The organism is Streptomyces sp. cf386 (genome assembly GCF_900103585.1).
Lineage (GTDB): Bacteria > Actinomycetota > Actinomycetes > Streptomycetales > Streptomycetaceae > Streptomyces.
In genome coordinates, this window is record NZ_FNHV01000013.1 from 298,628 (window position 1) to 311,603 (window position 12,976).

A 12,976-nucleotide genomic window follows, 5' to 3' on the forward strand; every position below is an offset into this window, starting at 1 on the left:
GTCGGCCTACTGATCGCGAGTCCGTCTCCGGTACGCGGTCACGGCGGTCGGCAAGGTGGGAAAGATCAGATCCGCTCCTACGGAGTCCGCGAGGCCGTACGTCCGGAGGTCGTCCAGAAGGTCCTGCTTGACGCGGGCGAGAGCGAAGACGATGCCTCGCTCGGTGAGTTCGCGGCGTAGTTCGTCGACCGCGTCCAACGCGGTGATGTCGACCTCCACGTTGGCCTCGGCGTTGAGGACGAACCAGCGGACCGGTTCCGTCTGCTCGCCGACGGCGGCCAGGGCACGGCGGCGGAAGTCCTCGGCGTTGGCGAAGAAGAGCGGGGAGTCGTAGCGGTAGACCAGCAGGCCGGGGATCGTGCGTGCCTGGGGGTAATCGTCGACGTCGTGCATTCCGGCGACCCCGGGCACCACGCCCTGGACGGCGTCGTGCGGGCGGGCCACCCGCGTCAGCAGTTCGGCCACGGACAGACCGACGGCGACGAGAACGCCGTACAGGATGTCCAGGGCGAGGACCCCGGCCAGGCAGCCGAGCGCGAGCAGGAGTTCGCGGCGGCGGAAGGACGCGAGGCGGCGGAAGCCGGCGAGGTCGATCATGCGGACGGCGGCGTAGACGACGAGAGCGCCGAGGACGGCGGACGGTGTGCGGCTGAGAAGGGGGCTGAAGAAGAGCAGGACCGCGAGGACCACGGCGCCCGCGACCAGCGAGTACGCCTGACTGCGGGCGCCCGCCGAGGCGGCGAGCGCGGTCCGGCTGGCGCTGCTGCTGACCGGGAAGCCGTGCAGGGCACCGGCGCCGAGGTTGGCCGCGCCCAGCGCCAGAAACTCCTGATCGGCATCGAGCCCGGGGCCATCGCCTTCGCCGTCGTCGCGGTCGGTGAACGCCCGTGCGGTGAGGATGAAGTCCGTGTACCCGACCAGGAGTACGCCCAGGGCGGGCAGCACGAGACGCGGCACCTCGGTCCAGTCCGGCCACGCGAGGCCGGGCAGGCCCGACGGGACCTCGCCGATCACCTTGATGCCGTATCGCTCGTCGAGATCGAGGACCACCACGGCGATCGTCGCGAGGACCACGGCGAGCAGCGGGCCGGGCACGGAACGGACGTACCGTGCCACGACGAAGAGCAGGGCGAGGACGGTGGCGGAGAGGAGGACGGTGGCCGTATGAGCATCCGTCACGTCTCCGGCGAATGACCACAGCTGGGGAAAGAACCTCGTCTCCGTCGTGCCGACCCCGGTGAGCTTCGGAAGCTGGTCCGCCATCATGATCAGCGCCACGCCCGCCATGTAGCCGACCAGCACCGGGCGGGACAGCAGGTCCGCCACGAAGCCCAGCCGTGCCGCCCGTGCGACCAGGCAGAGCAGGCCGACCGTGACCGCGAGGGTGAGCGCCAGGGTGGCGTAGCGGCCGGGGTCGCCGGCGGCGAGCGGGGCGACCACGGTGGCCGTCATCAGCGCGGTCGTGGACTCGGGGCCGACCGAGAGCAGGCGCGAGGACCCGAGCAGCGCGTACAGGGCGAGGGCGGGCAGGATCGCCCAGAGCCCCGCGACCGGCGGGAGCCCGGCCACTCCCGCATAGGCCATGACCTGGGGGACGAGGTACGCGGCCACCGTGACGCCGGCCAGCAGGTCGCCCCTCAGCCAGGAGCGCCGGTAGCCGAGGAGGGCGACGGCCCCGGGCACCAGATGGCGCCAGCTCGGAACGGGTCCGCCCTTGCCCTGCGACATCAGCCACCCTTCTCCGTCCGACCCCAGGATCCACCGACGCGCCCGCCGCCGCGAGAGGCGAACCGTGTCCGGCCGAGCATGCACCCCAACGGCCCCTGAGGACAGGGCCGTTCAGCCCTACGGACACAGACCTTCGGCCTCGGGCGGCTGCCGCCGGCTGCCGCGAGACTGCTGACCGGCGGGGACGTGGGGGGAGGTGCGGTGGGCCTTACGGGGCCCACCGCACCCAGGGGGACCGGCCAGGGCCAGTCGGGCCCTTGCAGGGACCTGCGGCCCCTGTCGGGTGCCTCATCCGAAGGCGAAGCTCGAATCGGGACCACCGATTCAGGAGGTGGAATCATGAACCGCACCGTCACCGTCGGCCTCGACGGCTCACGTGAGAGCCGCGCGGCGGCCGAGTGGGCGGCCCGAGAGGCACAGCTGCTCGGCTTGCCGTTGAAGCTGGTCCATGTCCGGGAGCCGGTACCAGCGCTCATGGCACAGGCGCCGCTCCTCGGCGCCGAGACCCGGCAGGATTGGACCGAGCGAAGCGAGATGGGGGCACCCCCGGCCGAAGGCTGGGGGAGGGTGCCCCGCGAGGCGGCCGAGGGCATCCGTGCATGCCACCCAGGCCTCGAAGTCCTCACCGAGCACCTGTCCGGCCGGCCCGCCGAAGTGCTGGCCAAAGCGGCCAAGGACGCCGAACTGCTGGTCCTCGGCTCCCGAGGACTGAGCGGGGTCGGCGGCTTCCTGGTCGGCTCGGTCGGGCTCTCGGTCGTGGCACACGCCGAGCGTCCGGTCGTCCTGGTCCGCGCCGGCGAGCAGGCCGCCGACGAACACGAGGCGGACCCCGCCGGCATCCCGTCCGCCGCAACCGCCTTCCGGCCCGTCGTCCTCGGCCTCGACATCGACAGCCCGGATGAGGAGCTGATCGAGTTCGCGCTCGCTGCGGCAACCCGCCGCAGTACTTCCCTGCGGGTGGTACACGGTTGGAACGTGCCCCCGTACTACGCGTACGGCCTGTCCGCGGACCTCGAACTCCACGGATCCATGGCACAGGCCGCGACCAGCGCCCTGACCGAGCTCCTGCGTCCATGGCGCAACAAGTTCCCGGACGTCGAGGTCACCACGGAGTCCCACTACGGAACCCCCGCCGGCCACCTCGTCGACGTCTCCCGCGAGGCATCCCTGGTCGTCGTCGGCAAGCGCATCCGCCGCAACCCGATCGGCGCGCACGTCGGGCCGGTCGCCCACGCCGTCCTGCATCACTCCACCGCCCCCGTCGCTGTCGTTCCGCACCACTGACGCACAGAACCCGAGGAGCAGAAACCATGAAGGCAGCGGTCGTCCGAGCCTTCGGCGAGCCCCTCGTCATCGAGGACCGCCCCGACCCCGAGCCCGGCCCCGGCCAGGTCCGCATCCGGGTCGAGGCCTCCGGGCTGTGCCACACCGCCATCCACGCCGCCCGAGGCGACTGGCCCGTCAAGCCCACTCCGCCCTTCGTGCCCGGCCACGAGGGAGTCGGGCTCCCCGGCGTACGCACCATTCGCACTGCCCCGCGGCCGCCGTTCTCGGCGTCTTACGGGTATCTCCCGTATGTCCTGCTCGGGCGTGGTTCAGGCCTCGTCCGAGGGTCCGTCCGCGGTGAGCATGATGCCCGTGACCAGGTCGGGCCGGATACGAATCGCCTGGTCCATGGCATGCTCCACCCACGGCTGTACCAACGCCCGGCAGCGGACCAGATCCTCGGGGTCCGTGACCAGCCGTGCGTACCCGGTCACCACCACACTCCAGCCCAGATGCGTCCGCGAGTCGATGGCGTCCGCCTCGTAGGCGACGACGACTCGCGGGTCCCTCGCCTGCTGAGCGTGCGAGGTCAGGGCGGCACCTTCGTGGGTGCGGATCACGATGTCCCCGGCGTCCAGGGCGTGGTTGACCGGGCGTACGGTCGGCAGGGCGTGCTGGGTGAAGACGATCCTGCCCAGCAAAACGCTGCCGAGCAGCCGCAGCGCCGCGGCGGCGTCGAGTTCGATGCGGCGACGCGGTCCTGCGAGGGCCGGTCGGCTGTCGTCGTGGACCATGGCGGGTTTCCGTTGGGGTGCGTTGTTCATTGCTGAGGTCTCCACGTGGGCGGAGCGACACCGCGGGGGATCGGTGCCGCTCCTGTATCAACGGTCTCTCGGGAAGCCGCCGAGGGCTAGGGCCGGTCGGCCCCGATGAGGGACCGGGCGGCCGTTTCACGTTCGCGGTGGGGCGTCGGAGGCGTGCCCGTCATGCCAGAGACCGCGTGCTCACCAGCTGTCGCTTCCCTCGGCTCCGGACAACGCAGCTCGGAAGAAGTGGGTGGAGTCGAGGTGGCGGCGGTGTTCGCCGCAGACTCCGATGGACAGGCCGGGCCGAACGGCCCAAGCGTCGGTCCTGTGAGCAGGCCGCTGTGCGACCGCGTCCGTGTCCGATCCCGTACCGTCACGCGCCGCAGGCCGGTAGCGTGGCCGTGACCGGAGCGGCCGGGGCCGGGCCGCCCACGGGACCGGAGGAGGCGCAGGTGGGAAGCGCCGAGGAGCCTCGGGAAGCCCGCGTACGGCTGCCCCAGCTGAGGCTGGACGAGCTGCTGGAGGAGCTGCAGGCCCGGCTGGACGCGGCCCGTGTACCCGTGACCGTGTGCACAGTCTGCGAGGCGGTGCTCTCCGTCGGCCGGGATCTGGAGCAGGCGCTGCACGGCATCGTCGAAGCAGCTGCGGTGCTGGTCGACGCCGAGTTCGCCGCCCTCGGTGTGATCGGTCCGGACGGCACGCGGCTGTCGGCCTTCCACACCGTCGGCGTCACCGAGCAGCAGATCACCCGGATCGGCCATTTCCCGGAGGGCCACGGCATCCTCGGCGAGCTGATCCGTCATCCCGAGCCGCTGCGCCTGGCCAAGATCTCCGAGCACCCGTCCTCGTACGGCTTCCCGCCCAACCATCCGCCGATGAACACCTTCCTCGGCGTCCCCATCCGGGTGCGCGACCAGGTCTTCGGCAACCTGTATCTCACCGAGAAGCGGGGCGGGGGGCAGTTCGACGGTGAGGACGAATCCGTTCTGTCGACCCTGGCCGTGGCGGCGGGCGTCGCCATCGACAACGCCCGCCTCTACGAGGAGTCCCGGTTGCGGGAACGCTGGCTACAGGCCAACGCGGAGATCACGCACAGCCTCATCTCCGGCAGCGAGCGCGCCCAGGTCCTGGGGCTGATCGCCGACCGCGCCCGGGAGATCACGGGAGCGGCACTGGCCGTGGGCGCCGTGCCGATGGAGGACACCGACTCCCTCAGCATGGAGATCGCCATCGGGCCGGAGGCGGAGACGCCGCGCGGACTGGTGCTGCCCGTCGACGGAAGCCTGATCGGCGAGGCCTTCTCGACCGCCGCTCCCGTCACCGCCCCCGATGTCTCCCATGACGAACGCGTCTCGGCAGGCCCCCCGCGCTTGACCGACCTCGGCCCCGCGGTCGCAGTTCCCGTCGGCACGGGCGAGGGCGGTGTACGAGGTGTCGTTCTGCTGATCCGCGAGGCGGGGGAGACGGTGTTCACCGGGAAGGAGATCGGACCGCTGCGGGGCTTCGCGGCGCAGGCCGCCGTCGCCATGGAGCTCGCGGAGCGCCGACGGGACGCCGAGGAGGTCGCCGTGCTCGAGGACCGCGACCGCATCGCCCGCGACCTGCACGATCTCGCGATCCAGCGGCTGTTCGCCACCGGCATGACCCTGCAGAGCGCGGGCCGCTTCATCGACCACCCCGAAGCCTCCGAGCACGTGGTGCGCGCGGTGGACGACCTGGACGAGACCATCAAGATCATCAGGTCGACGATCTTCGGCCTCCGCTCACGCGAAAGCGCCGGCGGGGCCGGACCGCGGGCGCGTGTGGTGCGGATCGCGGGCGAGGCGGCGCCGGTGCTGGGCTTTGCGCCCAGCCTGCGCATGGAGAGCCTGGTGGAGACTCTCGTGCCGCGCGAGATCGCCGATCACGTGGTGGCCGTACTCTCCGAGGCCCTCACCAACGTCGCCCGCCACGCCCACGCCGACCGCGCCGACGTCGCCCTCACGGCGGATTCCCGCCAGGTCCGCCTCACAGTCACCGACAACGGCGTCGGCGTCCAGGCCGACGGCCGCCGCAGCGGGCTGCGCAACATGGCGGAGCGGGCCCAGCAGCTGGGTGGGGAGCTGGAGCTGAGCAGGCCGGAGGGTGGTGGCGCCACGTTGGCGTGGTGGGTGCCGGTGCCGGCCGCCTAGAGCTCCGCGGTGGGCTGGGTGACTCTGTCCGCCGACACCCGAGACACGGCACCCCGTCGGACGTCCGGCCTGGGCCGAACGTCCCCGGCAGGGCCCCACTCGCCTCTCGTGGCGCCCGCAGGCTGGGTGCAGCCGTGAGATGAGAGAGCCCTGGCTGTCCGACATGGCAGCCCTACCAAAGGCGGTGAGGGCAATGACACTCCCCATTGTGGTGGGCGTCGACGGATCGGACGCCAGCCTGCTGGCCGTCGACTGGGCCCTCTACGAAGCCGCCCGCCGTGACCTTCAGCTGCGGCTGGTGTACGCCTCTCTGTGGGAACGCTACGAGAGGGCCATACCGTCCTCCGGATGGGAACGCCCCTCCGGGCGCGGTCTGGCCGAGCACATCGTCGCCTCGGCGGCCGAGCGTGCCGCCCAGCGCGACCCGTTGGTAAAAGTGACCACCGAGGTCGTCCCCGCAGAAGCCGCGGACGTCCTCCTGCGTGAGGGCCACAATGCCTTCGCCCTGGTGACGGGGGTACGCGGCCGTGGCGAGCTGAAGGGATTGCTTCTCGGGTCGGTCGGCTTGACCGTGGCCGGCCGTGCGCACTGCCCGGTGATCGTGGTCCGGGGCGACAAGGCAGGCCTGGCCGGCACCCACGAGCGGATCCTGCTCGGCGTGGGGGAGTCGACCACCGGCGGTCAAGCCGTGCGCTTCGCCTTCCACGAGGCCGAAGCCCGCGGGTGCACCCTCGACGCCGTACGAGCCTGGCGCTGCCCCGCAATTGAGGGAGCCGACCACCCCGCGCTCGCCGAGGAACCCGTCCACCAGCACGAGCAGCGTGCCTCGGCCCATCTCGACGACCAACTGCGCGAAGCCATGGCCGACCAGCCCGATGTCCTGGTGCACCGCGCCACGGTCGAGGGCCCGGCCCGACGGATCCTCGTGAGCCGCTCGGCTGCCGCCGACCTCGTCATCATCGGGGCTCGACGCAGGCACGGCCACTTCGGGCTGCAACTGGGCTGTGTGAGCCACACCTTGCTGCACCACGCGTACTGCCCGGTGGCGGTCGTTCCGCAGCTGGCGTGAACATCGCCGCTGTGGAGTGGCGCCGGAGCCATGGTGCCGCGCTCAGGACGGACCGGTGCTCGCCGGCCGCCCTTGCGCCCACGCCGCGCCGGGTCACCGCAGTGGCTCACGGTGCCGACTGGATGTCCCCGCGTGTGGAGGAAGCGAAGGTGTCGCGGTGGGCGAAGTCGCCCGGGGGGATGCCGGGGTGGTGTCCGGGCTGGGCCGGCGGCACGGTGGCCGAGGGGCCGAGGGTGAGCCGGGAGACGATGCGGTAGCGGTCGCCGCGGTAGATCGAGTGGACGTACTCGACGGGCTGACCCGTGGTGTCCGAGGTGAGCCGTTCGAAGAGCAGCGCCGGGGACAACTCGGGCACTTCGAGCAGCTCGGCCTCGGCCCGGGTGACGACGGTCGGCTCGATCGCCTGTACGGCCTCCTGGACGTGTACGCCGTGCTGTTCGCGAAGGTGCTCGTACAGGTCGCCGGCTTCCAGTTCCTCGGCGGACAGGGTGGGGACCAGATCGGCCTTGATGTGCAGGTGCTCGATGGCCATCGGGGCGCCGTCGACGAGGCGCAGCCGTGCCACGTACACGATCTCGGCGGCGGGTGAGATGCGCAGCTTGCGGCCCACGCGCGCGCCTGCCGGGATGGTGGTGAACTCCAGCAGGCGGCTCGACCAAGCCCCGGAAGCCTGAGGGACTGTCATGGTCTGCTGACCGGAGACGAGTTCCTGGGTGATCTTCTCGGGTGCCACGAACATGCCGCGGCCGTGTTCCCGGACCAGAAGACCCGCGGCGACGAGTTCGTCGACCGCCGCGCGCAGGGTCGGGCGGGACACTCCCAGGCGGGCGCACAGAGAACGCTCGGAGGGGATCGCATCTCCCGGGCGGTGCGACTCGACGAGGTCGAGGATGAAGTCGCGGACTCGCTCCCGTTTGAGCACCGCACCTGGCTCGTCGGCCTTCATGTCGCACTCCCTCATGCACGGAAACCTCAGTTGACCAGTTGACCAGTGGTCTCCCGTAAACGCCCTCATGGCCAGGGAAGTGTAACTGCCACCTGGCGGTGATCGTCCGGATTCTGACCGACCTGCGCGCTAAAACCCTTGGAAGTAGGAGGGGTTGACGCCTCGATTGGTCTATGCCACCTTCATCCCCACATCAAGAGGTGAGCTGTCCAGTGGACTTCACTGGTCAGGTGGTCAGGTCATGTCCTCCAGAGGTGAACCGTGAAGCTCCGCTCGTTTGCCGGTGTGTCCGTGCTCGTGATGACGGTCGGGCTGAGTGCCTGCAGTAGCTCCTCCGACGCCCCCGACGACAGCTCCGGCGGGAGCTCCACCATCGACGTCTGGCTGATGCGCGACAGCGTCTCGGCCCAGTTCCAGAAGGACTTCGTCGAGGGCTTCGAGAGCGCTCACCCGGACATCGAGGTCAAGGTGCAGATCCAGGAGTGGGACGGAATCGGCGAGAAGGTCACGGCGGCCCTCGCCAGCAACGACGCACCGGACGTCATCGAGACCGGCAACACCCAGGTCGCCCAGTTCGCACAGAGCGGGGGCCTGCTCGACCTCAGCGACAAGGTGGACGAACTCGGCGGGAAGGACTGGCTGGACGGCCTCGCCGAGCCGGGCGCCTACGAGGGCAAGCAGTATGGCATTCCGTACTACGCCGCCAACCGCGTCGTCATCTACCGCACCGACCTCTTCAAGGAGGCGGGCATCGACGCGGCCGCCATCAAGACCCGCGACCAGTGGATCGCCGCCACCGAGAAGCTCAACACCGGTGACACACAGGGCATCTATCTGCCGGGCCAGAACTGGTACACCTTCGCGGGCTTCGTCTGGGACGAGGGCGGCGACCTCGCCACCGAGTCCGGCGGCAAGTGGAAGGGCAGCCTGGACACCCCCGAGGCGATCCGCGGCATGGAGTTCTACGAGAAGCTCCAGGCCCTCGGCAGGGGGCCGAAGGACTCCGACGAGGCCACCCCTCCGCAGGCGGACGTCATGGCCAAGGGGAAGGTCGCCCAGGTCATCTCGTCTCCCGGCGGCGCGGGCACGGTCATCGAGAACAACCCCGAACTGAAGGGCAAGCTCGGCTTCTTCCCGATCCCGGGCAAGACCGCCGACGCACCCGGCGCGGTCTTCACCGGCGGCTCCGACCTCGTCATCCCCACGGCCTCCACGAAGCAGGACGCGGCCTACACCTTCATCAAGGAACTCACCGGCGACACCTGGCAGAAGAAGCTCGCCGTCGCCATGAGCTACGTCCCGAACAAGACCACCCTCGCCGACGCGGTCGCCTCCGACCCGGGCGCCGCCGCCATGGCGGTCGGCGCCGCCGAAGGCCACGCCACTCCCAACACCCCCGGCTGGGCCGCCGTCGAGGCCAAGAACCCGATCAAGGACTACATGACGGCCGTACTCACCGGAGGCGACCCGCAGAAGGAAGCCACCACCGCATCCGAAGCCATCACCACGGCGATGAACTCCGGCTCCTGAACCGTCCACGCACCGGAAGGAGGAGCGCCGTGTCGGCCGTCCGAGAGCAGACCGCCCCCCGCCCCCCACTCGGCACCGCGCCACCCCGGCGCTCCACCGGCCCCGGACCGCACCGCCCGTCGAAGGCCACCGGCCGCGCGATCTGGCCGTACGTCCTGATCGCACCCGCCGTCCTCGGCACGCTCTACCTCCTCGTATATCCCCTGGTCCGCGCCGTGGTGATATCGCTCCAGGACTTCGGGCTACGCCAACTCATCGTGGGCGACGCGCGCTTCGTCGGATTCGAGAACTACGAGAAGCTGCTGAGCGACGGCCACTTCTGGGAGGTCGTGCGCCGCACCTTCCTCTTCATGGCGATCAGCGTCGTCCTGATCATCGCCCTGTCCACGCTGGTCGCGCTCATGATCGAGCGCCTCGGCCGGTTCGGCAGGACCACGGTCCTCAGCGCGCTGGTGCTCACCTGGGCGATGCCCGTCATCTCGGCGACCACCGTCTTCCAGTGGCTGTTCCACTCGGAATTCGGCATCGTCAACTCGGTCCTGACCGGCCTGGGGTTCGGGTCCTTCGACCGCTATCCCTGGTTCGCGCACGGCCCGGCCGCCTTCGCCATCGTGGTCGTACTCGTCGTGTGGCAGTCCGTGCCCTTCGCGGCGATCACCCTGTACTCGGCCCTCACCACCGTCCCCACCGAGCTGTACGAGTCGGCGCGGCTCGACGGAGCGTCGGGGCCGCGGATCTTCCGCTCCATCACCTTCCCGATGGTCCGCCCGATCTTCCTGCTCGTGCTCTCGCTCGAAGTGATCTGGACGTTCAAGGCGTTCGTCCAGATCTGGGTGATGACCAACGGCGGGCCCGGCGACGCGACCACGATCCTGCCCGTGTACGCGGTGCAGACCGCCCTGTCGAGCCAGCGCTACGACCTCGGATCGGCGGCCTCCATGGTCACCGTCGTGCTGATGTCGGGCGTGCTCGTCTTCTACTTCCGCCAGATGTTCCGCCAGGAGGACGAGCTCGCATGAGCACGAGCCTGCCCCGCGTCCGACGCACCCGACGCATCCACCGTCTGCCCCTGAACGCCGCCGCCGTCGTCACGGTCGTGGTCTGTCTGTTCCCCGTCTACTGGATGGTCGCCACCGCGTTCACCCCGACCCGCGACATCCAGTCCGACAACCCCCGGTTCATCCCGGAGAGTTGGACGCTCGAACACTTCCGCACCGCCGTCGGTGCCGACGGCTTCGGCCTGTTCTGGCGCAACAGCATCCTCGTCACGCTGAGCGCCGTCCTGCTCGCCCTCGTCATCGCACTCGGCGCCGCCTACGCGGTCGCCCGGCTGAAGTGGAAGGGGCGCCGGCAGTTCATGCTCATGGTCTTCATCGCCCAGATGGCGCCCTGGGAGTCACTGATCATCCCGGTCTACATCATCTCCCGGGACACCGACATGCTCGACCGGCTGCCGACCCTGACCCTCGTCTACTTCATGATGACGCTGCCGTTCACCGTCATCGTCCTGCGCGGCTTCATCGCCACGATCCCCCCGGAGCTGGAGGAGTCCGCACAGGTCGACGGCTGCACCCGGCTCGGCGCGTTCCGGCGCGTGGCGTTCCCGCTGCTGGCACCGGGCCTGATGGCCACCTCGCTGTTCGGCTACATCACCGCCTGGAACGAGTTCACGTACGCCAACTTCCTGATCATCAAGCAGCAGGACAACCGCACCCTGCCCGTGTGGCTGTCCTCGTTCCAGAACGTCTTCGGCACCGACTGGGGCGCCACCATGGCCGCCTCGACCCTCTTCGCCGCCCCGGCACTCGTGGTGTTCCTGCTGCTCCAACGCCACGTCACCTCCGGCTTCGCGGCCGGCGCAGTCAAGGGCTGACGCCCACACCCACCCCCGCGACCCCGTTCCGGAGGCGACGCATGCCCGCCCTCGTACCCCGCCCCACCGAGGCCGCGTTCAGGCCCGGCCACTTCACGCTCGACCAGGACACCACTCTGCGGCTCGGCTCAGGCACCGAACCGGCCGCGGAACTGCTGCGCACCCTGCTCGCCCCCGCCACCGGACTGACCCTGCGACCGTCCCCGGACGGCCAGTTCACCCTGGCGCTCGAATCCGGCCCAGGCGACCTCGGCGAAGAGGGATACGTCCTCACCATCGACCCGCACGCGGTGCTGCTGCGCGCCGCGCATCCCACGGGCCTGCTGCGCGGCATCCAGACGATCCGTCAACTCCTCCCGCCGCAGGCCCTGTCGGCGATCCCGCAGCCCGATACGCGGTGGCAGCTGCCGTGCGCCGACATCAGCGACGTCCCGCGCCACCCCTGGCGAGGCGCGATGCTGGACGTGGCACGCCACTTCCAGCCGGTCTCCTACCTGCGCCGGTACGTCGACCTGCTGGCCCTGCACAAGATCAGCGTGCTCCATCTGCATCTCACCGACGACCAGGGCTGGCGCATGCCGATCGCCGCCTACCCCAAGCTCACCGAGATCGGCGGCCACCGCGCCGAGTCCCAGAAGGGCCCGGCCGGCAGCGGCACGTACGACGGCATTCCGCACGGCGGGTCGTACACGCGGGCCGAACTCGACGGCCTGGTCCGGTACGCGGCCGCGCGCGGCGTCACCGTCATGCCGGAGACAGAGATGCCCGGGCATGTGCGTGCCGCCCTCGCCGCCTACCCCCAACTGGGCAACCACCCGGAGCGCACCCTCGACGTCTGGACGCGCTGGGGCGTGTGCGACACCGTCCTCGGCGTCCACGACGAGGTCCTCGACTTCTGCCGCACCGTCCTGGACGAGGTCATGGACGTCTTCCCCTCGCCGTACATCCACGTCGGCGGCGAGGAGTGCCCCACCACCGAGTGGGCGCAGAGTGCCGCCGCACGCGAACGGGCGGCGGCCAAGGGCCTGCCGAACCCCGAGGCCCTGCACGGCTGGTTCCTCGGACAGATCGGCGACTTCCTCGTCCGACACGGACGCCGCCCGGTCGGCTGGGCGGAAACCGGTGCCGAACTGCCCCTCGACTTCACCGTGATGACCTGGCGCGACTCGGCCCACACTCTGGCGGCGGCCCGTCGCGGCCACCCTGTGGTCAGCGCGTACCACCGGGCCACCTACCTCGACTACGCCCAGTCCGACGACCCGAGCGAGCCGCCGGCGCAGCCCGGAGCCGTCGTAGATCTGCGCGCCGTCCATGCCCACGACCCTGTACCCGAGGTCGCGGACGCAGACGTAGCAGGGCGGATCCTCGGCACCCAGGCCCAGCTGTGGACCGAGTTCGTCACAACGCCCGCTCACATCGAGTACCTCACCTACCCGCGGCTGTGTGCCCTCGCCGACCGAGGCTGGAGCGGTGCGACCGACTGGGCCGACTTCCGGTCCCGCCTCGACGGACACACGCCCCGGCTCGACGCGCTCGGCGTCCGGCGTCACCCCTGACAGCACCACCTTCGACCCCGTCCCATTCCGG

General features: G+C 70.5%; 9 protein-coding genes and 2 pseudogenes. 8 read left to right on the plus strand and 3 right to left on the minus strand.

What is annotated here, in order from left to right; genetic code table 11:
• Positions 1–6: 6 nt before the first annotated feature.
• Positions 7–1,728: a SulP family inorganic anion transporter gene (locus BLU79_RS31285; RefSeq protein WP_093909297.1), complete on the minus strand. Its 1,722-nt coding sequence runs from the start codon at positions 1,726–1,728 to the stop codon at positions 7–9.
• A 339-nt stretch (positions 1,729–2,067) separates the two neighbouring features.
• Between BLU79_RS31285 and BLU79_RS31290 the strand changes: the two genes are divergently transcribed.
• Complete coding sequence (locus BLU79_RS31290; protein ID WP_093909298.1) at positions 2,068–3,012, plus strand: universal stress protein; 945 nt, start codon at positions 2,068–2,070, stop codon at positions 3,010–3,012.
• A gap of 26 nt (positions 3,013–3,038) precedes the next feature.
• A pseudogene (locus tag BLU79_RS31295) lies at positions 3,039–3,236 on the plus strand (alcohol dehydrogenase catalytic domain-containing protein); the annotation flags it as partial.
• An 87-nt stretch (positions 3,237–3,323) separates the two neighbouring features.
• Here BLU79_RS31295 and BLU79_RS31300 read toward each other — a convergent pair.
• Positions 3,324–3,818, minus strand: a complete 495-nt coding sequence (locus BLU79_RS31300; protein ID WP_093909299.1) for a pyridoxamine 5'-phosphate oxidase family protein — start codon at positions 3,816–3,818, stop codon at positions 3,324–3,326.
• Between the two features lie 434 nt (positions 3,819–4,252).
• Here BLU79_RS31300 and BLU79_RS31305 point away from each other — a divergent pair.
• Positions 4,253–5,971: pseudogene (locus BLU79_RS31305) on the plus strand (GAF domain-containing protein).
• Between the two features lie 193 nt (positions 5,972–6,164).
• Positions 6,165–7,040 (plus strand): universal stress protein, encoded by an 876-nt coding sequence (locus tag BLU79_RS31310; protein ID WP_093909301.1) that lies wholly within the window; start codon positions 6,165–6,167, stop codon positions 7,038–7,040.
• Between the two features lie 106 nt (positions 7,041–7,146).
• Here BLU79_RS31310 and BLU79_RS31315 read toward each other — a convergent pair whose 3' ends face one another.
• Positions 7,147–7,986: a GntR family transcriptional regulator gene (locus tag BLU79_RS31315; RefSeq protein WP_093909302.1), complete on the minus strand. Its 840-nt coding sequence runs from the start codon at positions 7,984–7,986 to the stop codon at positions 7,147–7,149.
• A 261-nt stretch (positions 7,987–8,247) separates the two neighbouring features.
• Between BLU79_RS31315 and BLU79_RS31320 the strand changes: the two genes are divergently transcribed.
• The 4 genes from BLU79_RS31320 to BLU79_RS31335 are packed head-to-tail and all read left to right on the plus strand — an operon-like array spanning position 8,248 to position 12,945.
• Entirely contained in the window at positions 8,248–9,516 is a 1,269-nt protein-coding gene (locus BLU79_RS31320) for an extracellular solute-binding protein (protein ID WP_256333520.1), read from the plus strand.
• Between the two features lie 29 nt (positions 9,517–9,545).
• Positions 9,546–10,535 carry a carbohydrate ABC transporter permease gene (locus BLU79_RS31325; RefSeq protein WP_093909303.1) on the plus strand — a complete coding sequence of 330 codons (990 nt, stop codon included), beginning with the start codon at positions 9,546–9,548 and terminating at the stop codon, positions 10,533–10,535.
• Entirely contained in the window at positions 10,532–11,389 is an 858-nt protein-coding gene (locus tag BLU79_RS31330) for a carbohydrate ABC transporter permease (protein WP_093909304.1), read from the plus strand. Before BLU79_RS31325 ends, BLU79_RS31330 begins: the two co-directional genes overlap by 4 nt.
• 41 nt (positions 11,390–11,430) lie before the next feature.
• Positions 11,431–12,945, plus strand: a complete 1,515-nt coding sequence (locus BLU79_RS31335; protein ID WP_093909305.1) for a beta-N-acetylhexosaminidase — start codon at positions 11,431–11,433, stop codon at positions 12,943–12,945.
• Positions 12,946–12,976: the final 31 nt, after the last annotated feature.

What these genes read in the sequence shown, in the direction of transcription:
- BLU79_RS31310 (WP_093909301.1), top strand. Translation starts at nt 6,165, where the DNA reads ATGACACTCCCCATTGTGGTGGGCGTCGACGGATCGGACGCCAGCCTG.
- BLU79_RS31335 (WP_093909305.1), top strand. Translation starts at nt 11,431, where the DNA reads ATGCCCGCCCTCGTACCCCGCCCCACCGAGGCCGCGTTCAGGCCCGGC.
- BLU79_RS31300 (WP_093909299.1), bottom strand. Translation starts at nt 3,818, where the DNA reads ATGAACAACGCACCCCAACGGAAACCCGCCATGGTCCACGACGACAGC.
- BLU79_RS31285 (WP_093909297.1), bottom strand. Translation starts at nt 1,728, where the DNA reads ATGTCGCAGGGCAAGGGCGGACCCGTTCCGAGCTGGCGCCATCTGGTG.
- BLU79_RS31290 (WP_093909298.1), top strand. Translation starts at nt 2,068, where the DNA reads ATGAACCGCACCGTCACCGTCGGCCTCGACGGCTCACGTGAGAGCCGC.
- BLU79_RS31315 (WP_093909302.1), bottom strand. Translation starts at nt 7,986, where the DNA reads ATGAAGGCCGACGAGCCAGGTGCGGTGCTCAAACGGGAGCGAGTCCGC.
- BLU79_RS31330 (WP_093909304.1), top strand. Translation starts at nt 10,532, where the DNA reads ATGAGCACGAGCCTGCCCCGCGTCCGACGCACCCGACGCATCCACCGT.